Below are 25,294 nucleotides of genomic sequence, written 5' to 3' on the forward strand. Positions count from 1 at the left end.
TTGTCAAACGCTGTCATCCTTCATTCAATTTTTTCAGTGGGGAATTGATGAGAAATGAGTATAGGTTTGGGGCGCTGAGTAGTTGGTATATGTGAATTGTGAACGTCTACAAAAAAATCTCATTTAGGATGAAAAAAATTTCGTGAAAGAGAGGAAATGGTGCACGTTTTTCCTCCAAATTCAGAAAAACCGTGCACACTTTTCCAATTCGATTACTCGCCGATAATCGTTAATTTTCTTGTTTTTTCTGCAACAGCTTCTGGGTCTACTTTGATTCTTGAAACGCCCGTTTCCATTGCTGCTTTTGCCACTGCTTTGGCTACCGCTGGCGCTACTCGTGCATCAAATGGCGCAGGAATAACGTATTCCGCTGACAATTCTTCATCTGATACAAGGGAAGCAATCGCTTCAACAGCTGCAATTTTCATTTCTTCGTTAATGTGTGTCGCACGTACATCAAGCGCTCCGCGGAAAATACCAGGGAATGCAAGGACGTTGTTCACTTGGTTCGGGAAGTCAGAACGGCCAGTTCCTACAACACTTGCACCTGCTGCATGTGCATCTTCTGGCATGATCTCTGGGTTTGGATTAGCCATTGCGAAGATGACAGGATCTTTTGCCATTTTCCCAACCATTTCTTTAGTTAAAGCACCTGCTACTGAAACGCCGATAAAGACATCTGCGCCTTCAATCACTTCTTCTAAAGAACCTTCTTTACGATCTTGGTTCGTGAATTTAGCTACTTCATTTTTCACTGCATTCATACCATTCGGACGGCCTTCATAAATAGCGCCTTTTGTATCACACATGATGATATCACGTACACCGAAATGATAAAGAAGTTTGATAATCGCAATTCCTGCTGCTCCAGCGCCGTTTGCAACCACTTTAATTGAAGACATTGATTTTCCAGACAGCTTCAGTGCATTCACAAGTCCTGCCACTGTTACAATCGCTGTCCCGTGCTGATCATCGTGGAAAACAGGAATGTTTGTCTCTTTTTTCAAACGCTCTTCAATGATAAAGCAGTTTGGTGCTGCAATATCTTCAAGGTTCACGCCGCCAAATGTCGGCTCAAGAAGCTTCACTGTTTCAACGATTTTGTCTACATCGTTTGTTGCAAGTGCGATTGGGAATGCATCAACACCTGCAAAGCTTTTGAATAATACAGCTTTTCCTTCCATTACTGGAAGAGATGCTTCTGCCCCAATGTTTCCAAGCCCTAACACAGCACTTCCGTCTGTGACAACAGCAACCATATTGCCTTTCATTGTATAATCATACACTTTGCTTGTGTCGTCATAAATATCTTTACATGGCTCTGCCACACCTGGTGAGTAAGCCAAGCTCAAGTCTTTCGCATTTTTCACTTGTACCTTTGATTTTGATTCGAGTTTGCCTTGATTCTCTTTGTGCATATGTAATGCTTCTTCTCTTAATGACATGTGATGAACACTCCTTCAAGTGGAAAATGATTTAATGAATTGCTAAGTTGATAAGCACATACTTGGCAGTTTAAATACACAGAATCTTTAAAATGATAACACAATAGGTGAAATTGTAAAACATATTCAGACGATTTGTCATCATTTAATCACAACGTTTTGTTCACCGAGCAGCTCTTTTAACTGGAAAATCACCGCATGATCTGCATGAACTTTGTATGCATCTGGAAGTCTCATCGTCTTTTTTTGCTTTTCATAATACAAATAGACATCTGCTTCTCCGCTGTGCATGGAGATCACTCGTTTCACTTGTTCTAGCAGCTCCTGCGTATGGTTCTCTTCTTTGACTCGAATGTAGACAGATTCTTTTCTTTTAGAGCCCATCTCTTCCAGTAGAACAGCTTCTTGCACGATGATTTGACTGCTCTCATTTCTGACATCTATTCTGCCTTCAACATAAAGCATTGCGCCCTCCTCAAGTAAGGGGGACAGCTTTCTAAATTGCTCTGGAAAGACGACACCTTCCATTTCTCCCGTTTCATCCCCGAATGTGACAAATGCCATCGATTGTCCATTTTTTGTCCGAATCGATTTCACCTTTGTCAAAAGACCACCCATTGAGATCTTTCGCTTTATATAGGAAGAAAGTCTGATGATTTCCACTGCACCATTCTCTCTCAAACGATCTCGATACGCTTGTACTGGGTGATTTGATAAATATAACCCGAGTGCTTCTTTCTCAAATTGCAAGAGATCGACAAGCGGCATTTCTTCTATCTCCGCATATTTTAACTCAAGTGGGAAGGTTGTATCCCCAAGAAAGTCCAGCTGATCCTCAGGTGTTAAAAATGACACATGGTCTAACGCAATATCTATCGATGCTAATAACGAAGCACGATTTGGATGAAGCTCATCCATTGCCCCTGAGAAAATGAGGGCTTCAATCGTTTTTCGGTTGACACTCTTTGTTGATACCCTTGCGCAAAAATCAAATAAATCTTCAAATGGCTTTTCCTGTCTTGCTCTGTATATATCCTTTACAGCTGACACTCCGACATTTTTGATCGCTCTTAAGCTGTAGCGGATCTCCCCTTTTTCAACCGTGAATGGAAATTCGCTCTTATTAATAGAAGGCTTCAACACAGATATCCCTTTTTCCTTTGCCTCATAGAAATATTGAGCCACTTTGTCTTCATTTCCAATCACACTCGTTAAAAGACCGCACATAAAATATAACGGATAATGCGCTTTTAAATAAGCAAGCTGAAAGCCGATCATGCTATATGCAACAGCATGGCTTCTATTAAAACCATAGTTTGCAAATTTGACGATTAGGTCATAAACATCATTTGCAATGTTAACAGGATACTCCTTTTTTAGGCATCCTTCAACAAAATGGCTTCGCTCTTCATCAAGCACCTTTTTATCTTTCTTTGAAACGGCTCTTCTTAGTAAATCAGCCTCGCCCAGCTTAAAGCCTGCCATCTTTGCTGCAATCAGCATGATTTGCTCCTGATAGACGATGACCCCATATGTATCCTTTAAGATGTCATACAAATCTGGATGCGGGTAGGAGACTTTCACTCTGCCATGCTTTCGGTCGATAAAGAGCGGGATATTCTCCATCGGACCCGGGCGGTATAAGGCATTGACTGCCACGATATCTTCTAGACTAGAAGGTTTCAGTCGTCTCAGCACCTGACGCATACCTTGTGATTCGAGCTGGAAAATCCCCGTTGTATCTCCCGCTGATAACAAATCAAACGTTTTCTGATCTTCATATGAAATGTCACTAAAGTTAATGTGGACGTTTTCCTGTCTTTCAATCTGGTTTTTAATGGATTCAATTAATGTTAAGTTTCTCAAACCTAAAAAATCCATTTTTAAAAGACCGAGATCTTCTAAATAATTCATCGCATATTGCGTCAAATACACTCCATCATGGCCTTCTTGAATAGGCACGACTTGTGTGAGCGGCTCCTCACTTAGGACAACGCCGGCTGCATGTGTTGATGTATGTCTTGGTAATCCTTCTACCTTTAAAGCGGTTTGAAACACTCTTTGCAGCTCTTCAGATTGCTGGAGCAATGTTTTTAATTCTGAGGAGACTGTCACCGCTTCTTTCAGTGTCGTCCCTGGCTTTGATGGGATGAGTTTTGCAAGGCGGTCTGCTGCTTTTGAATCAATTCCCATCACACGTCCGACATCTCTTAAAGCTGCCTTTGCGGCAAGTGTTCCAAACGTGACAATTTGCGCCACATGCATATCCCCATATTTGCCTTTTACATATGAAATGATTTCATCCCTTCTCGTGTCAGGAAAATCGATATCTATATCCGGCATGCTGATTCGTTCAGGATTTAAAAAACGCTCAAATAAAAGCCCGTGACGGATCGGATCGACATCTGTAATAAACAGAACATACGCAACTAAAGAGCCTGCTGCTGATCCCCGGCCAGGACCTGTGACTATGCCATGATCATGAGCATACTTCATAAAATCCCACACAATGAGGAAATAGTCACTGAAATTCATTTTTTGAATGATGCTCAGCTCATACTCAAGCCTTTTGATATATGTGTCATTTGAAGCAATCTGTCTTCGTTTCATGCCTTCTTGGCACACTCTTCGTAAAAACTGATCAGCTGTTGATTGATCAGGCGTCGGATAAGTTGGCAGTTTCGTCTGACCAAGATTTAAATCGACCTCACAGCGGTTTGCAATCTCAACCGTTCTTGCCAGCAATTCTGGATCATCACCAAACCACTTCATCATTTCTTCGGTCGATCTGAAATGCTTGTCTCCTTGGTCTTCCTCTATTTCTGATAACTGCTGGCCTGCTTTAATGGCCTTTAAACATGTATATGCGGTTTTGTCCTCTTGATGGATATAGTGGACGTCACCTGTTGCCACAAGCGGGATGTTCGCCCTTTTTGAGAGTTCCCGCAGCTTATGAGACAGCTCTTCGTCCTGCTGAAACGGCTGAACGGCTAAATACACATGTTCCTCACCAAAAAGATCTTTTAAATGGCTCGCTGCATCCCTTGCTTCATCTAGCTGATCATGTTGCAGCAGCGTTTCAATATAGCCGGATACGCCTGGTGTGATGGCAATAAGGCCATGATGATAGGCTTTCAGCCATTTCTCTTTCAGGCCGGTTTTTGACTTTGATTTCAAGACACTGCTAATTTTGATCAAGTTTTGATAGCCTTCATTGTTTTTGGCAAGGAGGATCAAAGGATAAGCCTCTGTCTCTTGTTCATCTATGAAGACAGAAGCTGTTAAACCGATAATCGGCTTGATGCCATGTGTTTTACATTCCTTATAAAATTCAACCGTTCCATACATCACATGGTCATCGGTAAGAGCGAGCGCTTGATAGCCAAGTTCTTTCGCCTTTAATACGAGCTCCTTGACCTTCGCTGCACTGCTCAACAAGCTGTATCCACTGTGGACCTGAAGATGAACATAGGACATGCTTAATCCACTCCTTTCGTCTAAATTCATTCTTTCATTATAAAACGCGATGCGGTGAGAAACAAATGTTCTTTCTTTTCCGCTCGTTCATACTTGTCCAGCACACGCCATATATTGAATAGAGTGAGGTGGGAAAAATGGATGTGAAGGAAGCCTTTATTCCAAACTTTATTAGCTGTTATTTTATCGCACTGGGGGTTATTTTGGGCGGTGCCATTATCGGCGGGGTAGGTGCATATTTATCTGGTCAGCCACCGCTATCAATTATTTCAAGTCTTGCCAACCGCTTAAAAATTTGGGCACTTGTTGCGGCAATCGGTGGAACTTTTGATGCGGTCTATAGTTTTGAAAGAGGGATTTTCGAAGGGAACACACGTGATATTTTCAAGCAGATCTTGTTAATTATCTCTGCTATGGGCGGTGCGCAAACGGGGTATCTCCTGATTACGTGGCTCACTCAGGAGCATGTGTCATCATGAGGGTGCCTGAGCTGTATAAACGTCCAGGCTGGCAGCGTTTTTTTGCTGGGATGATGTTCGGCGCAATTATCAGCTGGCTGATTTTTCTCTTTACGTATGGCACCTTTCAAGAGAAGCAAGTGACACTGCTCAGAAGCCAGCAGCACCATATGGACAGTCTGAAAGAACAAATCACACTCTATCGGGAAGATTTGCATAAATTAAATGAAGACAATAAGCAGCGTCTGCTTATTCAGAGCGTAGATGTTCACCTCGTCAACCGTGAGCAGTACAAAATCCCGGAGCCAGATACCTTGAAATTTGAAGATCAGGTGAAAGAGGATATCTCAGAGGTGATCACAAAGGATATTGAAAGTGTCTATAAAACAAAAGAGCTCTTAAAACGGACCGTGGAAAATAAAGAATATACGATTAGAGAAAAGGCATACCGCGCCAAAGTCACTGAGCTGACCATTTATACAAAGCTATCGCTTGAAGTGCGTATTTCCTTTGCTGAATAATAGATGATGTGGAATTTTTATGAATTTCTGCACTCAATGATCGCTTTTCACTTGTTATTTTTATACACTAAAAGAAGAACGAGATCATCACAAGAAAGAGGTGAGAACAATGGAGGTTTACAGCTATCGTCAAATGGCACGAGACAAAGCAAGCCGGATTAAAGACGGCATGTGTGCTTATGCCGAGACAGAAATGATGGCCCATTTAATTAAAAAAGAATTAAAGCATCAAAATCTCCAAGCCTATGAAGATTCAACTGACATCGGCTGCTGGTTTATCCCTGTATCCAAGTAACCCTTTTCTCAAGCACAAAAAAAGAGAGGGGGGACTTGAAGCCCCTCTCTCACGATGATGATTTACATACTTCTTCTAAATCACGCAAAATCTCATCTGCAACTGCCCAATCATATATGGACGCACCGGCTGCAAGCGGGTGACCTCCGCCATGATATTTTTTAGCAATGGTGTTAATGACGACGCCTTTTGAGCGGAATCTCACACGAATCTGATCGTTCTCTTCCACAAAAAAGACCCATGCCTTAATCCCTGCAATATTTCCAAGTGTTCCAACAAGCTGTGAGGCTTGCTGCGCTGTTGTTTGGAACGACTCCAAAATGTCACGTTTAATAAAAACAGAAGCTACGCCATTCTCTGATAAGGAGATATGTTGAAAAATATAGCCATTTAATTTCACGACATTCAAATCTGTCTCATACAATTGATTGAAAAGGTCTGATGATGAAAACGGATATTCGATGAGTTCACCCGCATATTTGAGTGTCTTTTTCGTTGTGTTTGGGAAAAGGAAACGGCCTGTGTCTCCTACAATGCCGGCATAAATGAGTTCTGCCGCCTTTGTATTCAGCTGATATCCTTCTTCTTTCCCCTCTAAATACAGCTCATAAATCATTTCACTAACAGAGCTTGCTTCTGTATCAACCCAAAGCAAATCACCATACGGATCTTCATTCGGATGATGATCAATTTTCATCAGCTTATCGCCCATTGAATAACGCTGATCATCAATTCTTGCTTGATTCGCAGTGTCACAGACAATGACAAGGGCACCTTTGTACACTTCATCTGGCACCTCATCTAATTCATATAAAAATGAAAGGGATGGCTCAGGGGTTCCTGTCGCATAAATATTTTTTTCTGGATAGGTGGCACGCAAGATTTCCGTAAGGCCGCACTGCGATCCATATGCGTCTGGATCAGGTCTTACATGTCTATGAATGATGATGGTGTCATATAATGATATGGTTCTAATCAGTTCTTTTTTCATAAATACTCCTTCTTATGCGATACTCTTTTTATTATTAAATCATAATCTACCCAGACAGAAAAGTGAGGAATAGACAATTTATTCTAGTAAGCAAGCCTATTTACGTTTAAAATAGGGTTGTAACCACTTACAATGGAGGCTTGGCACATGCTTGTTTTGATTGTGTTTATTATTTGTTCTGCCATGTTTTATCTATACTACAAAGCAAAGAATGTCCGTACGAACCGGCCGGTCGAAAAGAAATTCTGGTCTGCCAAATCAAGTATGGCACTTGGCTGCTTTGTCCTGCTCTTCGGTGTGAATCAATTATTTTTAAACCGCTCGTCACTCGCATTTGTCATTGGGTTTGTTTTTGTTGCAGTTGGTATCGGCAGTACATGGGCCGGATATAAAGCCTATAAGCACTATCTTCCGCTCTTTTTAAAGGAAGGCGAAAAAGACCACGCATAATAGAGAAAGGGCTAAAATGAACTTTATTTTAGCCCTTTCTCTTCTTTTCAGCGTGATAGAAAACCTTTGCAGCCCTAGGAAGGAGGAGTACTGGCGCGGAGCGAATGTCACATTCGTGAGCACCAGCACGCAGGACTGATAAAGAATACGAGGGTTTGTTTACACGCTGAAAGGGCGCATTCATGCCGCCCTTTTTTGCCTATTATCCTCTCTCCATCAGCTGCACCATCAACATCGCTTTGCCTACAATATTTGACTGATGGTAAACTTCCACTTCCAGCTTTCCAAACTTGCGCCCAACTTCTAAAATATTCGGTTTGATCTGTATCGTGGATTCCATTTGAACCGGTTTTAAGAAATAGACAGAAAGACTCTCTACAATTAGCTCGCCTTTTTTATGAGACTTTAAGAAGCGGTTGGCTGATTCGATTAAAATTTGTGTAAACACACCATACGAAATATTGCCGAGCTGATTTGTCATTTGTGGTGAGACTTCATATTGGTACACCGCATCTGTTTTTGGTTTTTCTGTCTCAGTCTCCTTAAATCCTCGTGACACGACATCATCCAGCTTTTCACCGACCTGCGGCTGCTTTTGAATCATTTGCAGCGCCTTCAGCACGTCCTGACGGCTAATCATCCCAATCAGCTTCGCATGATCATTTACAACTGGCAGCACCTCAATACCTTCCCACACCATCATTTGTGCAGCTGAAGCGACAGATGTTTTGCCAATAACGGTCAGCGGATTTTTTGTCATCACCTTTTCAATCGGTGTAGAACGGTCATGGCCTGCAATATCTTTTGAGGTCAAAATGCCGTGTATTTTCATTTGATCGTCTGCTACCGGGAACCGGCCGTGCCCGGTTTCATAATTCTTTTCATACCATTTCTCAAGTTTGTCTTCTGGCGATAAATAGACGGTCCGTTCAATCGGCGTTAAAATATCCTCCACAAGCACAATTTCTTTTTTAATCAACTGGTCATAAATGGCCCGGTTAATGAGAGCCGCTACGGTAAATGTATCGTAGCTTGTTGATAAAATGGGCAGCTCAAGCTCATCTGCGAGCTGAATAATTTCATCATCTGTTGAGAATCCGCCCGTGACCAGCACAGCCGCTCCCGCCTCTAATGCTTGCCGGTGAGCATTGATTCGGTTTCCGACGATCAACAGGTTGCCTGCTGCTGTGTAACGCATCATTGCATCCAGTTCCATTGCACCGATGACAAATTTATTTAACGTTTTATGTAAGCCAGCTCGTCCACCAAGCACCTGGCCATCAATGACATTGACCACTTCCGCATATGTCAGCTTTTCAATATTTTCTTTTTTCTTCTGTTCAATTCGAATGGTACCGACTCGTTCAATGGTGCTCACGAACCCTTTATTTTCAGCATCCTTAATAGCCCGGTAAGCCGTGCCTTCACTGACTTTCATTTCTTTCGCTATACGCCGGACAGAAATTTTCTCTCCGACATCTAATGAATCAATATACGATAAAATTTGCTCATGCTTTGTCGCCAATCCCGTTCACCCTTTTTGTTTTCAGCGTTTTCATCTATATTTCATTATAAAGGCAGGAGGCTTTTAATAGCAATTTGTCTTTTACACGAGCACGATACAGGCAAATAAAAAAAGCCGGTTGGATGCCGGCTTTTCTTCCTATTATTAAATATCGATGGATTCTCCGCTGTTTAATACGTGACCCACGCCGCCATGCAAGCTGTCTGCAAAGGCATGAGGATCTTGCTCAATCGGCGGGAATGTACTGTAATGAATCGGTACGACTTGTTTCGCACGAAGCCACTCTGCTGCGATTCTCGCATCGTCTGGTCCCATCGTGAAGTTATCACCTATTGGCAGGAAGGCAAGCTCAATATGATTCAGCTCCCCAATGAGTTTCATATCCGAGAAGAGAGCCGTGTCTCCAGCATGATAAATTGTTTTGCCTTCAGCAGTAAATAAAATACCGGATGGCATACCTGTATACGTAATCGTTTTGGATTCTTCATCAATGACCGCTGAGCCATGGAACGCTTGTGTCAGCTTGACTTTACCAAATTCAAATTCACGTCCGCCGCCTATAGAAAGCGGGTGCGTTTTCACCCCTTGCCAGCCTAAATAAGTGGCAAGCTCGAATGGCGCAATCACGAGTGCGTCATTGTTTTTAGCGATTTCAATCGTGTCTCCGACGTGATCTCCATGCCCGTGCGTGAGCAAAATCACATCTGCTTTCACATCTTGCGGTTTGATATCCGTGTGCTTATTTCCATTTAAAAATGGATCAATCCAAATATGGTATCCGTTTGTTTCAATGTGTACGACTGAATGTCCATGATATGTAGCTTTCATGTAAATATATCCACCTTTCGAATTTGATCTCATTTTGTCTATTCCCTCTATAAAAAGCTGAAAAACTTAGTGCCTATGAATCACATTAAGACCACCTGTTGCTTCAATGACGGTTCCTGTAATGAGGTCTGAACGGTCATCACATAGAAATGAAATGATACGACCGATATCCTCACCTGTCCCAGACCGACCAATCGGTGTTTCATCGTCTTTTATCTGACGTGCTTCCTCTATCGTTGATTCTTTCATGTCTCCAACGATTTTGCCTGGACACACCATATTAGCGGTGATGCCGTTTTCGGCTTCTTCAATCGCAATGGTTTTCGTCAATGACGCAAGGCCCACTTTTGCCGCTCCGAAGGCTGATCTGTGCATCCAGCCTGGCGCATGGTCTGCTCCTTGGAAGCCATATGTGATAATCCGGCCAAAGCCTTGTTTTCTCATCATAGGGATCACCATTCGGAACAAATGGAACACTGCGGATAGGTTGCCTTCCATCATTTGATACCATTCGTATTCAGAGTAATCCGCGAGTTTTTTTCGTTCAAAAATATAAGGTCCAGCATTATTGATCAAGGCATCAATCCGCCCAAATCGCTCTGCTGCCAGCTCGACCATGTTTTTTAAATCTTCTTTGTTTGTCACATCGCCTTGGACAAATTGAAGCTTTTCTTCGTATTCTTGCAATTCTTCTTTCATCTGCCGAACAGCTTCATCATCACTTCGATAATTCACTGTCACAGAATACCCCATATTCAGTAAAGACTCGGTGACTTTCCTGCCAAGTCCTTTAGAACCCGCTGTTATTAATGCGTGTCGCACACAATCTCCTCCTAAAGCAAAGGTTGCAAGTTCATGTGTTTCTTTTGTTATCTTTACTTTACTATAAACCGGCTCCCTTCGCACTTTTGAACCCTTTAACAATGAGGGGAAAACCGTATAGGGTGATTCATCCACTTTTTCATATCCCATGAACCATGGATATCGAGAAGCAGCGAAACAAACCGATAGCATTCTCTCACCTCATGAAGCTGGCGAGGAAGCGGGCAAATCTCTTCATATCCTAATTGAACCGCTTGTGCAGCTTCTTTCGTCAAAAGGTATTCGAGTGCAATAAAATCAAACGCAGCTGGTCCAAATACGACATATTCCGTATCAACTAGACTGGTCACTTGATCATCGTCTTCAATATATTGCGATGGGTCTAAATCAATTAAAATGAGACTGGCTGCATCAGGAGGACTTAGCTTTTCAAGCTTTTGCTGCACCTTTTCTGCATAATCCTGATATTCAGGCTGATCAGCGTAATAGCGGCTGATAAGTTTGGAAACTGCCTTTTTTAACAGCGCATGGAATTCTCTCAAATGTCTCTTTTCTCCCCCGTATACTGCACCGAAAAAGTTTGTTTGATATGAATGAAGATGCGCTAGTTTCCTCCCGTAATCCCTATAGAATTGTGCTGAACGGCCCTCAAAAGATGTTAAAGGGATTCCTTCTACTTTTTCCATGACATAAAAGTGTTTCCCCGCCTTCTTCACTTTACGAACAACTTTCGGAATATGAAAGGAATTCGTATGAGCCAGCATTTCATTGATTTCATCAAGATGCTCCTGTACAGTACGGGCATCTACTCCATAAATCATGTTGATCCCATATACAAATTCACTTTCTTCTCTTGCAGTTTTTGGAGATTTCACTACATATTCCGTCTGATCTTGCAAGGAAATCAGCCACACATCATTAGCCCGGCCGTCGTATGGTTCTCCTAACGTTTTCACTGATACGATAGGCTGATCAAACAAAGCCTGAAGCGTTTTCTTCATGAACTGTTGTCACTCCTTATTCAGCTTGACACTGGTATGCTTTCATTTTCTCCAGTGAAGATCAATCTCCTTTTTCCCATGAAAAAAAACCATCCGTATAAACGAATGGTTTTGGCGAATTATGCTAGGCAGGCTTTTGCTTTTTCTAAAGCGAGCTGAATTTGTTTAAATCCAGTTCCACCTGCACTTGTTCTTTTTTCAACAGCAACATACGGATCAAGAACAGTGTAAATGTCTTGTTCAAAGAGGCCGCTTGCTTCTGTAAATGTTTCAAATGGAAGGTCACTTAAATAGATGCCTTTTTGAATGCATGTATACACAAGCTTCCCAACGATTTCGTGTGCTTCACGGAATGGCATACCTTTTTTTGCAAGGTAGTCTGCCACTTCGGTCGCATTTGAGAAATCTTCTTTTGTTGCTTTTTTCATGACATCTTCGTTCACTGTCATTGTTTGAATCATGCCTGTGAAGATTTGCAGGCTGCCAGCGATCGTTTTCACCGTATCAAACATGCCTTCTTTATCTTCTTGCAAGTCTTTGTTATACGTAAGCGGCAAGCCTTTCATAATCGTGAGCAGCCCCATCAGGTTGCCATATACCCGCCCTGTTTTGCCGCGGATCAATTCAGCCATATCCGGGTTTTTCTTTTGCGGCATCATGCTGCTGCCTGTTGCGTACGTGTCATCAAGCTCAATGAATTTGAATTCTTGAGAGCACCATAAAATGATTTCTTCACAAAGACGTGAGAGGTGCATCATCACAAGACTGCTATTAGACAAGAACTCTAAAATGAAATCCCGATCACTCACGCCATCAAGGCTGTTCTCGTAAATATGGTCAAAGCCAAGAAGCTCTGCTGTATATTCACGATCAATTGGGAATGTCGTTCCTGCTAACGCCCCGCATCCAAGTGGTGACACATTAATCCGCTTCAATGAATCTTGAAAACGCGCTTTGTCCCGCTCAAGCATCCAAAAGTAGGCAAGCATATGATGGGCAAAGGAAATAGGCTGTGCACGCTGTAAGTGCGTATATCCTGGAAAAATCGTTCCAACGTGCTGTTCAGCTTTTTCTACAAGCACTGTTTGAAAAGAAGAGATCAGCTCAATGATATGCTCTACTTGGTTATTCAAATATAAATGCATATCGGTTGCGACCTGATCATTCCGGCTTCTCGCTGTGTGCAATTTGCCGCCAAGCGGACCAATCTCATCAATGAGCATTTTTTCAAGGTTTAAATGAATGTCCTCATAATCCACTGAGAATTCAAGTTCATCCGCCTCTGCCTTTTTCATGAGCGTATTCAGTCCGTCTTTGATTGCAGCGGCCTCCTCATCACCGATGATACCGCATTTATTCAGCATACTTGCATGGGCAAGGGAGCCGGTCAGATCTTCTTTGACTAATTGTTTGTCGAAATGAATGGATGCACCAAACTCATCGACCCATTTTTCTGGTGTTTTTTGAAATCGGCCTCCCCAAAGCTTTTTCATGCTTTAACCTGCTCCTTTTTGTTCACGATGCTGTTTACTTTTGTTGGTAAACCCCAAAGGTTAATAAATCCTACAGCTGCATCATGATCGAATTCATCTGCTTTTGTGTAAGTTGCTAGATTTTCATCATAAAGTGAATATGGTGATTTACGTCCTTCTACAATGGCATGGCCTTTAAATAGTTTCACACGTACAACACCTGTTACGTTCTTTTGCGTTTCTTGTAAGAATGCATCTAGTGCTGATTTAAGTGGTGAGAACCATAAGCCGTTGTATATTAATTCAGCCATTTTTTGTTCAACGATTGGCTTAAAGTGTGCTACTTCTTTAACAAGCGTTAAGTCTTCAAGTTCTTTGTGTGCTTTTAATAGGGTAACTGCACCTGGGCACTCATATACTTCACGAGATTTGATTCCAACAAGACGGTTTTCAACATGATCGATTCTGCCTACACCATGCTGGCCAGCAACTTCATTTAAATGAAGGATGAGATCAGATAATGAATACTGGATTCCGTCAATCGCTGTTGGTTTTCCTTTTTCAAACGTGATTTCAATGATTTCAGGTGTGTCAGGTGTTTTTTCAAGTGGATTTGTCAGATCATAAGCACCTTCTGGCGGCGCTGCCCAAGGATCTTCTAAAATACCACATTCGTTACTTCTGCCCCAAAGGTTTTGGTCGATTGAATATGGGCTGTCTAGGTTAATCGGAATTGGAATCCCGTGCTTTTGTGCATAGTCGATTTCTTCATCACGAGACCATTTCCATTCACGCACTGGTGCAAGAACTTCTAGGTCTGGATTCAATGCTTTGATTGATACTTCAAAACGAACTTGGTCGTTTCCTTTACCTGTACATCCGTGTGCAACAGCTACGGCATTTTCTTTCTCTGCAACTTCCACTAATTTTTTAGCAATGAGCGGACGAGATAGTGCAGACACGAGTGGGTATTTCCCTTCATACATCGTGTGTGCTTGCAGTGCAGCAAGTGCAAATTCTTCAGCAAACTCTTCTTTTGCGTCGATCATGTAAGATTGAACAGCTCCGACTTGAAGTGCTTTTTGTTGAACGAATGCTAAATCTTTTCCTTCACCTACGTCCAGGCAGCAAGCAACAACTTCGTAACCTTGCTCCTGTAACCATTTAACTGCAACAGAGGTATCAAGACCTCCGGAATATGCTAATACGACTTTTTTATTTTGTGACATGTTTGAAAAGCTCCTCTCGCTTGTTTTGATTCTGTGAATGTTTTTTGCATAAAAATAAGTTTTAATTTATAAACATGCATTTAGTATGTATACACTGTAACAAGGAAAAATTGTTTTTTCAACCCCTTTATGAAAAAAACTCTGCCAAATTTTCTTGGCAGAGTCATTTTGGGCTATTTTTGATCTTTTTCAAGCTCTCGCAAGACATGAGGAAGCTCTGGAATAATGAGTTTGGTCATGGCTAACCGAACTGCTCCGGTAGAGCCTGGTGTGGCAAAAACGGCTTTTTGGTTAATCACCCCTGCCGTCGCTCTAGATAAGATAGCGGCTGATCCAATATCTTCTGTATAGCTCAGCATGCGAAAAATTTCTCCAAAGCCCGGCAGTTCTTTTGAGAAAAGAGGTGTAATGGATTCAATCGTGACGTCCCTTGCTGCAATACCAGTTCCCCCGTTTAACAAGACGGCATCAATCTTCGCTTCACTTGTTCCTTCTAAAACCGCGTCTTGAATCGCTCCAATGTGATCTTTTACAATATCGTATGCAAGAATAAGGTGCCCTTGTTCTTTGAGCAAATCAATCATCAGACGGCCGCTTTTATCTGTTTCTTTTGTCCTTGTATCACTGACGGTAATGACTTTTACATGAAGCCTCGTTTTCGCTTCACGTTTATGTTCTTGGGCACTCATCTCTTCACACCGCTCCTTTCATATTGCCTCACATTATAGCATGCTGATTTCAATAGAAAAAAGCCCTTTTCCGCTGAGGAAAAGAGCTTCAAAAGGATGTTACGCTAAACGCATAACGTCTCTTGCAATCATAACTTCTTCGTTCGTTGGAATCACGATGACTTTTACAGGAGAGTGAGGGTAGCTGATGAATGCTTCTTCGCCTCTCATGTTGTTAAGAGATGGATCCCAATATACGCCCATGAATTCTAGACCACGAAGTACACGTGCTCTCACTTCTGAGCTGTTTTCACCGATTCCAGCTGTGAAGATGATGGCATCTACACCATTCATTCTCGCTGCATAAGAACCGATGTATTTATGAATACGGCTTGCAAAAATATCTAGTGCTACTTCTGCACGGTCGTTTCCTTCTTCTGTCGCTTCTTCGATATCACGAAGATCACTTGAAAGACCAGACACACCTAAAAGACCACTCTTCTTATTCAAAGTAGAAAGTACTTCTTCAGCTGTATGTCCTGTTTTCTCCATAATAAATGGAATAAGGGCAGGGTCAATGTTACCTGAACGTGTTCCCATTGCAACACCCGCAAGTGGTGTGAAGCCCATTGACGTATCGATTGATTTTCCGCCTTCAACTGCTGCGATACTTGCACCATTTCCAAGGTGGCAAGAAATCAAACGAAGCTCTTCAAGAGGACGGCCTAATAGCTCTGCTGCACGCTCTGTTACGAACTTATGACTTGTCCCGTGGAATCCGTATTTACGAATACCAAAGTTTTTGTAGTAGTCGTACGGAAGGCTGTATAGGTAAGACTGCTCTGGCATTGTTTGGTGGAACGCTGTATCGAACACAGCAATCGCTGGTACGTCAGGCAGAATTTGTTTGAATGCTTTGATTCCTACAACGTTTGCAGGGTTGTGAAGTGGTGCAAGCTCTGAAAGCTGATCAATGTCATTGATGACTTCATCTGTTAAAACAACAGAATCGCTGAATTTTTCTCCGCCGTGAACGACGCGGTGTCCTACGCCATCAATTTCATTAAAGTCTTTGATGATGTTAAATTCAATTAGTTTTTCAAGCAGCATTTTAACCGCTACTGCATGATCTGGAATATCTGTGACTTCTGTTTTCTTTTCTCCATCTACAGAAATCGTGAAGATACTGTTGTCCATTCCGATTCTTTCAACAAGACCTTTTGTTAAAACGGTTTCTTCTGGCATGTCGAACAATTGGAATTTAAGAGATGAGCTTCCTGCGTTGATTGCAATAATTTTGGACATTACTGTCGCTCCTTTTACTCAGTTGTTATATAAGGTTTCACGTTTTTTCGGTGCTATATTCAACCTGTTTGAACGGGTCTTTTATAGTTTAACGATAAGTCCGAAAAATATCTGACTTTTTCATTTAAACATTGAAAACTTTGCATTTCAAGTACACCTTCGAACTGTTACCGCTTACATCAATAAGTCGTTATTTTCTGAATAATAAAATAGCCAGACATCACTCTGGCTATTCTTTCGTTTCTTTTTCTTCTATAAACCATTGGTCTAATTTTCTCATGACGCCAACCATTGCTTCCTTCTGTGAGAAAGATGGCAGATTGGCAAATAGCATACGTTTCGGTGCTTCGAGCCCCTCTTTTTTCTTTTGCATCACAAATAAGCTTTTGGCATGCTTTTTGTCTTTGAACATAGAGACTGGCAGCTGAATTAACGCATTCATATATGCATGTTCTTTGATGAAATCCTTTAATTGTACGCTTTCTTTTCCTTCAAATAAATCGTTTGGAATGATGAAGAATAAGAAGCCGCCTTCTTTCGTGTAACGAAGACTTTGCTCAATGAATAAATAATGCGCAAAGGAATGACCTTCTTTTGCCTTTAATTCATAGTCTTTAGCGCGCTCATCATTTGGATAATACCCGACAGGAAGACTGCATACAGCAACATCTGCTGGTGAGATAAGAAGCGGCTCAAGGCTGTCCTGGTGGAAAAGCTCTACTTCTTTTTCTTCTAAGTTCGCTTGTGCCCACGCAATTTTAATGAGCACGTCATCAATTTCAGAGGCAAAACCACGTTTTGTTTCTGCTGTTACATTGTTGAGGACCGCAAGCAGTAAATTCCCTGTTCCCGCTGCTGGATCAAAGACAACCAGCTCTTTTTGTCCTTCTAAAAATTTATTGACCAAATAGCTGACAAACAGACCAATTGTATCAGGTGTCATCTGCCGGTTTGGATGTGAAATATCTTTTTGTCCTTTCAGTACGGCGAGCTGAAACGCTTTACGAATCTGCTCATGATCATAAGAGGCGAAATCTGCTTTCTCTATTAAATCTTTTAGTAAACCGTTTCGATCATTTGACTGGAAAAAGGCTTCTCCTGCTTCTGCCAATGCTTCAATATAGGAAATGTTCTGTTCCTTTTTTAAACGAATTGAAGCTGTATCGAGCAGCTCAAAAATCGTACTCACTTGATCTTTCTGCAATGCTTTTCTCTCCTCGCTTTGTTAAAAGCTATATGTTCTCATTGAAAAGAGCCCCAGTATGAAGCCGGAGCTCTTGTCGATGCTGCTTTTATAACAGTGATTTCGCAGCCTCAATGGCTTTTTCATAATTTGGATGATTGGTTGCTTCGCTTACATACTCAGTGTAAACCACTTTTCCGCTTGGGTCTAATACGAAGACCGCACGCGCCAATAAACGCAATTCTTTCATATATAAACCAAACGCTTCACCAAATGACATATCTCTATGATCAGATAATGTTTCGACATTTTCAATTCCGTTTGCTCCGCACCAGCGTGCTTGTGCAAATGGTAGGTCTGCACTAATGGTATAAATATTGACCGGACCTAAGCCGGCTGCCTCTTCATTGAAACGTCTTGTTTGTGCGTCACACACACCTGTATCAATAGAAGGAATCACTGAGATAATCGTCACTTTTCCTGTTAAATCAGAAAGTGAAACTTCCCCTAGTGAGTTCGTTAATACCGTGAAATCTGGAGCCTGCTCGCCTACTTTCACTTCATTTCCTACAAGCGTTACTGGGCTCCCTTTAAATGTGATCGATGCCAAAACAATTCCTCCCTTATCAAATGTATGGTTCTATCATAGTAGAGAAAGCAAAAAACTGCAAAGCCTAATCGTCCATTTTGAAAAAAAAGTTAACTGCAGGGCAGCTAACTTTTTAAAGGTCTATGTCATCTAGTTTTCGTTCTTTGTGACGATGCTCCCGTTCATCCTTCTTAAACATGTGCTGAAGACGTTCAATTGCTTGAGGAGCAGAATCCAATATTTTATCGAGCAGATGTGTGTGTTCATCCAAATGAAGCATTCTAACGCCATTTGTTCCCACAATTAAAAAGGCGATTGGTGTAATCGATACTCCCCCGCCGCTTCCGCCTCCAAATGGGAGTCTCGGTTCTTTTCGTTCTTGTTCATCAGACCGTTTTTCTTTCTTTTGGTTACCGTTGAATTCACTGCCGCCGGCTGCAAATCCAAAACCAACCTTTGACACAGTGAGAATGACACTGCCGTCAGGGGTTTCGACTGGATCGCCGATGATCGTGTTCACATCAATCATTTCTTTTAAGTTTTCCATCGCTGTCTTCATCAGACCTTGGATTGGATGATCTGCCATTTTCGGGTTCCTCCTTAAACAGATGATTCATTCTTCGTTGCTTGAAGAGAGGCATTTTTTCTCGCCTTTCTCCCTTTTAACCAATGGACAAGTAATCGAATGGCTGCAAGCATAGCATGTCCAATCCGAAAATAAGCTATACATGCAAAGTGTGTCTGTGATACATTGTGCTGAAAAGCGGGAATCACTTCATAGACGGGTTTGTGCTTAAAGGTGAGATGCTCCTGCATAAAGGCAAGAAGTGCTCCTTTGACTGACCACACACCGCCGGCTGCTACACCTGTTAAAGCTGCGTCATGAAAACCAATCCATGTGGACCAGTGAAATGAGACGATTTTTATATGAATGAAGAACTTTCGCATGATCCGGTTTAGATCGACAATCTCTTTTGTAATACGCTCCATTTGATGAAGGATTTCTTTCACATCACGTTTTCCCACTTTTTTATGCATGGTTTCTTTTTCTTGATTAGGCGTTTTGGTGCTGGCCATTTTCTTTTCACGAATATCAATCGTTTGATCTTCCGTATTCACTTTCACCATCGGAATGTCTTTCTTCAGTCTGACGATTCCATATAAGGTGATGATCTTCACCGCAATATGGTCATTGTCATTTGCATGTGAATAGTCCAGTGAAATGGTCACTTTCATAAAGATCAATAAGATCACAAGGAACAAAAAAGCTGCGATCCAAACGTACAGCACTGTGCTCACTTCCTCCATAACAAATGATGCTTCCTCTACGATTATGGCTCTCCTTCTGGATTTTATACCCAATCACCCAAAAAAAGAGTTTGACCGGTACCCGGCCAAACTCTCTTTGGTTATGCGTTTGATTCTGTTTTTTCATATAAATGTTCATGAACAACCACCGTATCTGCAAAGTAGTCATGAACCCCTTGCTTTTTCGGCGTGAACCCAACCACAGCATAGAGAACAAAAAGCGTATTAATATATCGCCCCACAATTTCTCTAAAGAAAATGACATCCCATGACAGCTTCTTCTCCGGCTGAAGTGAGACGACTTTGATTCCAAACACCATCTTTCCAAGTGTTTGTTGGAAAATCTTCGTCATGATCGCAAAATAAAGCAGAAAGACAATTGTGGTTGTGACGGAAAATGGGGAAAACCAGCCTCCACCTTTTGACCAGCCAAAGAGACTAAAGATTGGAGAAACCGTCAAATGGTTAACACCCCATACGACGAGCCAATCTAGGATAAATGCCCAAAATCTAATCCAGAAACCTGCAAAGGCCTGCGCTTCAATTGAAGTGCGCTTCGCAAGAGTCGGCCTTGATTCTTCCTCTTGGCTGCGACTTTCCGTTACTTCATCGAATGTAGAATCCATCTATGATCCCTCCTTTATTTTGAATAGAGATACATCGGTTTAGACCCATTTGAGCCAGCCAGTGTTTCTTTTAAGTTCAGAAAATCAATTTCGCTTTTAAAGAGCTTGCTTGCACTCATATTGAAAAGAGAGTTCCAGCCAAAGCTTTGTGAATAGCTGATAACCTTTGCTCCTTTTAGGCCTTTTTCATTTTTCTTCATTGCTTTTAGTGCATCTTCATAGTACCCAAGCTCATCCACTAATCCGTTCGATTTCGCCTGTGTTCCGTCATAGACCCGGCCGTCAGCAATTTTCTTGACGTCCTGCTTAGACATGCCGCGTCCTTCAGAAATGACTTTCACAAAGCCTTCATAAGAGTTGTCAACCATGCTTTGCATGATAGCACGCTCATCTTTTGTCATATCACGATTTGGAGACATGATGTCTTTGAATTTTCCACTTTTAATGGTTTCATATTTGATGCCTAAATTATCTGCCAGCTTTGCATAATTCAAACTTTGCATGATGACCCCTAGAGAGCCTGTTAACGTTTCAGGTGAAGCAAAGATTTTTTTCGCTGGAGTGGATACATAATAGCCGCCAGAAGCCGCCATTGAACCCATGGAAACATAAATTGGCTTCTTCGCTTTCTTTACTTCTTCTAATTTTTTATGTATTTCAGCACTTTCATAGACACCGCCGCCAGGAGAGTTGACACGCAGCAAGACACCTTTCACAGACGCATCGTCTTTTGCTTTATCTAATTCTTTTAAGAACGCACGATGATCATATGCTTCCCCGCCTAAAAGGCTGGATGCACCACCGTTATCTTGAATCGTACCATTAATCTCAAGTACAGCAATTTTACTCGCTCCGCTGCCATCCTCTAGTACCTTTTCTTCGATTTCGTCCCCGAATTGATAGCTCATCTTATTATCATTGAAGCTTTCATACAAGGCCGTCGTGATACTAATCACAATCGAAAAGCCGAAAACACCAAGTGCAATGATTAAGGCTACCCATCTTTTCGCATTCATTTCTTTCTCCTCCTTTTTGTCTCACTTCGTTCATACGAATACACACATGAAATGTTTCACAGGAACTGTGGTTTTTTTACATTTCATTTCAACATATGATAGCACCGATGTGAAATGACGATCAACTTTACATCTTCTATCATTTGCTCATCATGACGAAAAATTGGTTATTTTATCCTCTTCCTACATCTAATAGCTCAGATCATCTCCACAACGAAACGCCCAGACCTCTCTAGCCTCCAAAATGAGCTATTAAATTATGCTCAAAGTCAGCGTTGTCTAATCACTTACAATGACTCATTTCTTAAATGGAAGCCTCTATCATGATGAAGCGTCTTTCTAATATTTGTACTTTCATATGAAAAAAGTGTAAAATGTGAACAAGGGTTTTTATGTAAGCCCTTTACTACTCGAAATCTATTTTTGACAACAAAGGGGAGAACGTCAATGACAGACAATCGTCGCAATGTATTTTTCTTTTACAAAAAAGATCATGAATTGGATGGACACATTTCTTCTCTGGAGAAGCTCGCTACCGATCAAGGCTTTCACGTCGTAAAGCGTGCAGAAGATGCCCATATCATTGCTTCAATTGGTGGAGATGGTACATTTCTTCAAGCGGTTCGCAAAACGAACTTCCGGGATGACTGCTTGTATGTAGGGGTATCAAAAACAGAGAATTCGCACCTATACTGCGATTTTTCGTTAGAACATTTTGATCAAATGATTGATGCCATGAACACTGAACAAATTGAAGTGAGAAAATATCCGATCATCGATGTAAGCGTTGACAGTACAAACCAGTTCCATTGCTTAAACGAACTGTCGATCCGCTCTAGCATCATTAAAACATTTGTCATCGATGTGTATATAGATGATTTCCATTTTGAAACCTTTAGAGGTGACGGGATGATTATTTCCACTCCGACCGGTTCAACGGCCTACAATAAATCTGTCAACGGCGCCGTGGTGGATCCGATGCTTCCGTGTATGCAAGTAACCGAGCTGGCATCGCTGAATAACAACTCATACCGTACACTTGGAGCTCCTTTCATTTTAAGCAGTGACCGCAAGCTGACACTAAAGGTTGTTCAGGACGGTAACGACCATCCGATTATCGGTCTTGATAACGAAGCGCTAGGTACAAAACATGTCAAACAAATTGATATTGGCCTTTCTGGTAAAGTGATCAAAACGGTCAAATTAAAAGATAACTCCTATTGGGAAAAAGTAAAACGCAGATTCCTTTAATCATTGAAAAGCTCCTTTATGGGGCTTTTTTTCATGCCTTTTCATTCAAGGTCATGGTGTCTTTGAAAAGATATGGTATGATGTCACAAGTATACATGTACGAAAAGGAGAACACGATGCCATTACAACATTTTGATCAATATCCATTAAGCGATGAATTGAAACAAGCGCTAGAAGCGCTTCATTTCCATACACCTACACCTGTTCAGCACGAGACATTATCCGTTGCTTTTTCAAAGCAGGACCTCATTGTCAAATCTCAGACAGGCAGTGGCAAAACAGCAGCCTACGGTCTGCCAATTTGTGAAATGGTGGATTGGGCTGAGAATAAACCTCAAGCCCTCATCCTCGTCCCAACAAGAGAACTTGCCATGCAGGTCAAACAGGATCTGACTAGCCTCGGACGATTTAAACGAATCAAAGCAGCCGCCATTTACGGGAAAGCTCCATTTCAAGCACAAAAAATAGAGCTTGCACAAAAGAACCACATTGTGTGCGGAACGCCAGGACGAATATTGGATCACCTTGAAAAAGGGACACTTTCTTTAGACAATCTGTCATTTTTTGTGTTAGATGAAGCAGACGAAATGCTGAACATGGGATTTATTGATCAAGTCTCTTCTATTATTCAGCATCTGCCGCCAAAGCGGATGTCGATGTTATTTTCAGCGACGATGTCTGATGAAATGAAGGATTTGAGTGAGCAGTTTTTACAATCGCCAAAAGTGATAGAGATTGCTCGGGAGGAAACGACGAAGCAGCAAATCACCCACACGTTGATTGAAACCGAGGAAGAAGGCAAGTTTTCATTACTTCAACGAACGATTGTTATTGAAAATCCAGATAGCTGTATCATTTTTTGCAATACGCAGGAGCGAGTGAATGAGCTGACGATGAAGCTGGATGAGTGGGATGTTCCTTGCGATAAGATTCATGGCGGGATGAGGCAGGAAGACCGCTTTGCCGTCATGGATGAATTCAAAAACGGGGAATTCCGTTATTTGATCGCAACAGATATTGCAGCCCGAGGAATTGATGTCAGTGATATGACACATGTCATTCATTACGACTTGCCATATGAAAAAGAACGCTACATTCACCGGACTGGAAGAACTGGCAGAGCGGGTAAAAGCGGAAAAACGATTGCGTTTATGACAAGGCACGGGCAGCCGCTCATTGAAGAATTAAAAGAGGAAGCTGGCATTCATTTTCAAATTCAGCCTTATCCTACAAAAGAAGAAGCAGAACAGCATGTGGCAAGCTTTGAAGAAAAAATTGAAACACCGATTCAAAAGGAAAATAAGCAGGCCGGCATAGAAAAAGATATTATGAAGCTGTATTTTAATGGCGGGAAGAAAAAGAAACTCCGGGCAGTTGATTTCGTTGGAACGATCGCCAAAATAGACGGCGTTGCGTTTGATGACATTGGGATTATTACCATTCAGGAAACGAAAACATATGTAGATATTTTAAATGGCAAAGGCCCTCTTGTGCTAAAAGCCATGCGGCACACAACGATTAAAGGCAAGCAGTTAAAAGTACATGAAGCACGTGCATAAAAAGTGAAGGCTAAGCGCCTTTACTTTTTTTATTTAAAATAAAATAAGCTTACAACCCTTGAACCATCAGCCTTTCCCGCGTCCAACATGACAAATGTCATATTGAATACATGATGGGTGCTACTATGAGCATGACACCTTTCCTTCTATACTTTGAAGTAGAAAGAAACGGAAAGGACTTGAACGTTCATGACGACTTCAACAAACACACAGCAGCAAGCCACTTTAAGAAAACAAGTTGGCCAATTCTCTGGTGCTAATTCGAAAAAAAGTATCATTCAACTCTTTAATACATTCATTCCATTTTTGGGGCTTTGGTTTCTTGCCTATTATAGCCTGAACATCTCCTACCTTTTAACCCTCTTCTTTGCGGTTATTGCAGCTGGTTTTTTAGTACGTGTCTTTATTATTTTTCACGACTGCTGCCATCAATCCTTTTTTAAACAGAAGCCGCTGAATCACCTGTTCGGTTTTGTAACGGGCGTACTCACCCTTTTCCCTTATCTTCAATGGCAAAGAGATCATTCAATTCACCATGCCACAAGCAGTAATCTAGACAAACGAGGTACTGGCGACATTTGGCTCCTGACAGTCAAAGAATATCAAGAAGCATCAGCTTGGACGAAATTTCGCTACAGATTTTACCGTAATCCTTTTGTGATGTTTATTTTAGGACCGATCTTTGTTTTTCTCTTAAAAAACCGTTTCAACGTCAAAAATGCTCGTAAAAAAGAGCGCTGGAACACGTATTTCACAAACGTGAGCATCATTGCGCTAGCAACTGCAACGTGTCTTCTTTTTGGCTGGCAGGAGTTCCTGCTTGTCCAAGGTCCAATCTTCCTGATCTCAGGGTCAATCGGTGTATGGTTATTTTATGTGCAGCATACATTTGAAGATTCTTACTTTGAAGCAGATGAACATTGGAATTATGTGCAGGCAGCTGTAGAAGGCAGTTCTTTTTACAAATTGCCAAAGCTTCTTCAATGGTTAACAGGCAATATTGGTTACCACCATGTCCATCATTTAAGCCCGAGGGTACCGAATTATCATTTAGAACATGCCCATGAACACAGTGAACCACTTAAAAATGTGCCAACCATCACGTTAAAGACTAGTATTGAGTCGATGAAATTCAGACTATGGGATGAAGAGACGAAAGCATTTGTGACCTTTAAAGAAGCACGTCAGACTAGAATCACCCCTGTCATAAAAGGAGACATTCTGAAGAAGAATGCATAATTGGCGCAAGCTCTTTCTTACAATAGAAGGAGCTTG

General features: G+C 41.6%; 24 protein-coding genes. 7 read left to right on the plus strand and 17 right to left on the minus strand.

Features of this window, described 5'->3' with window-relative positions; genetic code table 11:
* Nucleotides 1–212: 212 nt before the first annotated feature.
* Entirely contained in the window at nucleotides 213–1,445 is a 1,233-nt protein-coding gene (locus NST15_RS13260) for a malic enzyme-like NAD(P)-binding protein (RefSeq protein ID WP_007501712.1), read from the minus strand.
* A 141-nt stretch (nucleotides 1,446–1,586) separates the two neighbouring features.
* Entirely contained in the window at nucleotides 1,587–4,922 is a 3,336-nt protein-coding gene (gene dnaE, locus NST15_RS13265; protein ID WP_342498581.1) for a DNA polymerase III subunit alpha, read from the minus strand.
* Nucleotides 4,923–5,059: 137 nt separating this feature from the next.
* On the opposite strand from dnaE, the gene NST15_RS13270 reads away from it, so the two are divergent.
* The 3 genes from NST15_RS13270 to NST15_RS13280 all read left to right on the plus strand — a co-directional run bounded on the left by NST15_RS13270 (nucleotide 5,060) and on the right by NST15_RS13280 (nucleotide 6,196).
* Nucleotides 5,060–5,401, plus strand: coding sequence for a YtrH family sporulation protein (locus tag NST15_RS13270; protein ID WP_007501717.1), 342 nt, complete (start codon nucleotides 5,060–5,062; stop codon nucleotides 5,399–5,401).
* Nucleotides 5,398–5,901 carry a sporulation membrane protein YtrI gene (ytrI, locus tag NST15_RS13275; RefSeq protein ID WP_007501718.1) on the plus strand — a complete coding sequence of 168 codons (504 nt, stop codon included), beginning with the start codon at nucleotides 5,398–5,400 and terminating at the stop codon, nucleotides 5,899–5,901. The genes NST15_RS13270 and ytrI overlap by 4 nt, the downstream gene beginning before the upstream one ends.
* Before the next feature lie 109 nt (nucleotides 5,902–6,010).
* A complete protein-coding gene (locus tag NST15_RS13280) occupies nucleotides 6,011–6,196 on the plus strand; it encodes a hypothetical protein (RefSeq protein WP_008346082.1) in 186 nt (61 codons plus the stop codon).
* Between the two features lie 49 nt (nucleotides 6,197–6,245).
* Here NST15_RS13280 and NST15_RS13285 read toward each other — a convergent pair whose 3' ends face one another.
* A complete protein-coding gene (locus tag NST15_RS13285; protein ID WP_007501719.1) occupies nucleotides 6,246–7,187 on the minus strand; it encodes a bifunctional oligoribonuclease/PAP phosphatase NrnA in 942 nt (313 codons plus the stop codon).
* A 147-nt stretch (nucleotides 7,188–7,334) separates the two neighbouring features.
* Between NST15_RS13285 and NST15_RS13290 the strand changes: the two genes are divergently transcribed.
* Nucleotides 7,335–7,637: a YtpI family protein gene (locus NST15_RS13290; RefSeq protein WP_008343164.1), complete on the plus strand. Its 303-nt coding sequence runs from the start codon at nucleotides 7,335–7,337 to the stop codon at nucleotides 7,635–7,637.
* A gap of 202 nt (nucleotides 7,638–7,839) precedes the next feature.
* Here the strand turns inward: NST15_RS13290 and NST15_RS13295 are convergent, their stop codons facing one another.
* The 14 genes from NST15_RS13295 to sppA all read right to left on the minus strand — a co-directional run bounded on the left by NST15_RS13295 (nucleotide 7,840) and on the right by sppA (nucleotide 21,209).
* Complete coding sequence (locus NST15_RS13295) at nucleotides 7,840–9,162, minus strand: CBS domain-containing protein (RefSeq protein ID WP_017358275.1); 1,323 nt, start codon at nucleotides 9,160–9,162, stop codon at nucleotides 7,840–7,842.
* Nucleotides 9,163–9,306: 144 nt separating this feature from the next.
* Nucleotides 9,307–9,990: a metal-dependent hydrolase gene (locus tag NST15_RS13300; protein WP_035391153.1), complete on the minus strand. Its 684-nt coding sequence runs from the start codon at nucleotides 9,988–9,990 to the stop codon at nucleotides 9,307–9,309.
* Nucleotides 9,991–10,056: 66 nt separating this feature from the next.
* Nucleotides 10,057–10,812 carry an SDR family oxidoreductase gene (locus NST15_RS13305; protein WP_342498582.1) on the minus strand — a complete coding sequence of 252 codons (756 nt, stop codon included), beginning with the start codon at nucleotides 10,810–10,812 and terminating at the stop codon, nucleotides 10,057–10,059.
* 95 nt (nucleotides 10,813–10,907) lie between these two features.
* A complete protein-coding gene (locus NST15_RS13310; protein ID WP_342498583.1) occupies nucleotides 10,908–11,813 on the minus strand; it encodes an aminoglycoside phosphotransferase family protein in 906 nt (301 codons plus the stop codon).
* A gap of 119 nt (nucleotides 11,814–11,932) precedes the next feature.
* Nucleotides 11,933–13,306, minus strand: a complete 1,374-nt coding sequence (gene argH / locus NST15_RS13315; protein WP_056705537.1) for an argininosuccinate lyase — start codon at nucleotides 13,304–13,306, stop codon at nucleotides 11,933–11,935.
* Entirely contained in the window at nucleotides 13,303–14,514 is a 1,212-nt protein-coding gene (locus NST15_RS13320) for an argininosuccinate synthase (protein WP_008343148.1), read from the minus strand. The genes argH and NST15_RS13320 overlap by 4 nt, the downstream gene beginning before the upstream one ends.
* Before the next feature lie 173 nt (nucleotides 14,515–14,687).
* Nucleotides 14,688–15,203, minus strand: a complete 516-nt coding sequence (locus NST15_RS13325) for a molybdenum cofactor biosynthesis protein B (RefSeq protein ID WP_046526486.1) — start codon at nucleotides 15,201–15,203, stop codon at nucleotides 14,688–14,690.
* A 99-nt stretch (nucleotides 15,204–15,302) separates the two neighbouring features.
* Nucleotides 15,303–16,487, minus strand: a complete 1,185-nt coding sequence (locus NST15_RS13330; protein WP_007501728.1) for an acetate kinase — start codon at nucleotides 16,485–16,487, stop codon at nucleotides 15,303–15,305.
* A 229-nt stretch (nucleotides 16,488–16,716) separates the two neighbouring features.
* A complete protein-coding gene (locus NST15_RS13335) occupies nucleotides 16,717–17,691 on the minus strand; it encodes a class I SAM-dependent methyltransferase (RefSeq protein WP_008343142.1) in 975 nt (324 codons plus the stop codon).
* 88 nt (nucleotides 17,692–17,779) lie between these two features.
* Complete coding sequence (tpx, locus tag NST15_RS13340; protein ID WP_007501731.1) at nucleotides 17,780–18,280, minus strand: thiol peroxidase; 501 nt, start codon at nucleotides 18,278–18,280, stop codon at nucleotides 17,780–17,782.
* 112 nt (nucleotides 18,281–18,392) lie between these two features.
* Nucleotides 18,393–18,845 carry a GerW family sporulation protein gene (ytfJ, locus tag NST15_RS13345; protein WP_007501733.1) on the minus strand — a complete coding sequence of 151 codons (453 nt, stop codon included), beginning with the start codon at nucleotides 18,843–18,845 and terminating at the stop codon, nucleotides 18,393–18,395.
* 14 nt (nucleotides 18,846–18,859) lie between these two features.
* Entirely contained in the window at nucleotides 18,860–19,567 is a 708-nt protein-coding gene (locus NST15_RS13350; protein WP_008343138.1) for a DUF2953 domain-containing protein, read from the minus strand.
* A 101-nt stretch (nucleotides 19,568–19,668) separates the two neighbouring features.
* Nucleotides 19,669–20,193, minus strand: a complete 525-nt coding sequence (locus NST15_RS13355; RefSeq protein WP_113747101.1) for an RDD family protein — start codon at nucleotides 20,191–20,193, stop codon at nucleotides 19,669–19,671.
* Nucleotides 20,194–20,207: 14 nt separating this feature from the next.
* Nucleotides 20,208–21,209: a signal peptide peptidase SppA gene (sppA, locus tag NST15_RS13360; RefSeq protein WP_008343134.1), complete on the minus strand. Its 1,002-nt coding sequence runs from the start codon at nucleotides 21,207–21,209 to the stop codon at nucleotides 20,208–20,210.
* Nucleotides 21,210–21,656: 447 nt separating this feature from the next.
* Here sppA and NST15_RS13365 point away from each other — a divergent pair, with 447 nt between their 5' ends.
* The 3 genes from NST15_RS13365 to NST15_RS13375 all read left to right on the plus strand — a co-directional run bounded on the left by NST15_RS13365 (nucleotide 21,657) and on the right by NST15_RS13375 (nucleotide 25,258).
* Nucleotides 21,657–22,460: an NAD kinase gene (locus NST15_RS13365; protein ID WP_017358281.1), complete on the plus strand. Its 804-nt coding sequence runs from the start codon at nucleotides 21,657–21,659 to the stop codon at nucleotides 22,458–22,460.
* A gap of 116 nt (nucleotides 22,461–22,576) precedes the next feature.
* Nucleotides 22,577–24,019, plus strand: coding sequence for a DEAD/DEAH box helicase (locus NST15_RS13370; protein WP_017367842.1), 1,443 nt, complete (start codon nucleotides 22,577–22,579; stop codon nucleotides 24,017–24,019).
* A 189-nt stretch (nucleotides 24,020–24,208) separates the two neighbouring features.
* The gene (locus NST15_RS13375; protein WP_008343127.1) at nucleotides 24,209–25,258 is read left to right on the plus strand and encodes a fatty acid desaturase; all 1,050 of its coding nucleotides are present in this window, start codon (nucleotides 24,209–24,211) and stop codon (nucleotides 25,256–25,258) included.
* The last annotated feature ends 36 nt before the right edge of the window (nucleotides 25,259–25,294 follow it).

This window comes from Bacillus sp. FSL R5-0820 (genome assembly GCF_038593385.1).
GTDB lineage: Bacteria > Bacillota > Bacilli > Bacillales > Bacillaceae > Bacillus > Bacillus altitudinis.

Excerpts from the sequence above, each read along its gene's own strand:
- NST15_RS13260 (WP_007501712.1), bottom strand. The coding sequence starts at position 1,445 with ATGTCATTAAGAGAAGAAGCATTACATATGCACAAAGAGAATCAAGGC.
- dnaE (WP_342498581.1), bottom strand. The coding sequence starts at position 4,922 with ATGTCCTATGTTCATCTTCAGGTCCACAGTGGATACAGCTTGTTGAGC.
- NST15_RS13270 (WP_007501717.1), top strand. The coding sequence starts at position 5,060 with ATGGATGTGAAGGAAGCCTTTATTCCAAACTTTATTAGCTGTTATTTT.
- ytrI (WP_007501718.1), top strand. The coding sequence starts at position 5,398 with ATGAGGGTGCCTGAGCTGTATAAACGTCCAGGCTGGCAGCGTTTTTTT.
- NST15_RS13280 (WP_008346082.1), top strand. The coding sequence starts at position 6,011 with ATGGAGGTTTACAGCTATCGTCAAATGGCACGAGACAAAGCAAGCCGG.
- NST15_RS13285 (WP_007501719.1), bottom strand. The coding sequence starts at position 7,187 with ATGAAAAAAGAACTGATTAGAACCATATCATTATATGACACCATCATC.
- NST15_RS13290 (WP_008343164.1), top strand. The coding sequence starts at position 7,335 with ATGCTTGTTTTGATTGTGTTTATTATTTGTTCTGCCATGTTTTATCTA.
- NST15_RS13300 (WP_035391153.1), bottom strand. The coding sequence starts at position 9,990 with ATGAAAGCTACATATCATGGACATTCAGTCGTACACATTGAAACAAAC.
- NST15_RS13310 (WP_342498583.1), bottom strand. The coding sequence starts at position 11,813 with ATGAAGAAAACGCTTCAGGCTTTGTTTGATCAGCCTATCGTATCAGTG.
- argH (WP_056705537.1), bottom strand. The coding sequence starts at position 13,306 with ATGAAAAAGCTTTGGGGAGGCCGATTTCAAAAAACACCAGAAAAATGG.
- NST15_RS13320 (WP_008343148.1), bottom strand. The coding sequence starts at position 14,514 with ATGTCACAAAATAAAAAAGTCGTATTAGCATATTCCGGAGGTCTTGAT.
- NST15_RS13325 (WP_046526486.1), bottom strand. The coding sequence starts at position 15,203 with ATGAGTGCCCAAGAACATAAACGTGAAGCGAAAACGAGGCTTCATGTA.
- NST15_RS13330 (WP_007501728.1), bottom strand. The coding sequence starts at position 16,487 with ATGTCCAAAATTATTGCAATCAACGCAGGAAGCTCATCTCTTAAATTC.
- ytfJ (WP_007501733.1), bottom strand. The coding sequence starts at position 18,845 with ATGGCAGATCATCCAATCCAAGGTCTGATGAAGACAGCGATGGAAAAC.
- NST15_RS13350 (WP_008343138.1), bottom strand. The coding sequence starts at position 19,567 with ATGGAGGAAGTGAGCACAGTGCTGTACGTTTGGATCGCAGCTTTTTTG.
- NST15_RS13355 (WP_113747101.1), bottom strand. The coding sequence starts at position 20,193 with ATGGATTCTACATTCGATGAAGTAACGGAAAGTCGCAGCCAAGAGGAA.
- sppA (WP_008343134.1), bottom strand. The coding sequence starts at position 21,209 with ATGAATGCGAAAAGATGGGTAGCCTTAATCATTGCACTTGGTGTTTTC.
- NST15_RS13365 (WP_017358281.1), top strand. The coding sequence starts at position 21,657 with ATGACAGACAATCGTCGCAATGTATTTTTCTTTTACAAAAAAGATCAT.
- NST15_RS13370 (WP_017367842.1), top strand. The coding sequence starts at position 22,577 with ATGCCATTACAACATTTTGATCAATATCCATTAAGCGATGAATTGAAA.
- NST15_RS13375 (WP_008343127.1), top strand. The coding sequence starts at position 24,209 with ATGACGACTTCAACAAACACACAGCAGCAAGCCACTTTAAGAAAACAA.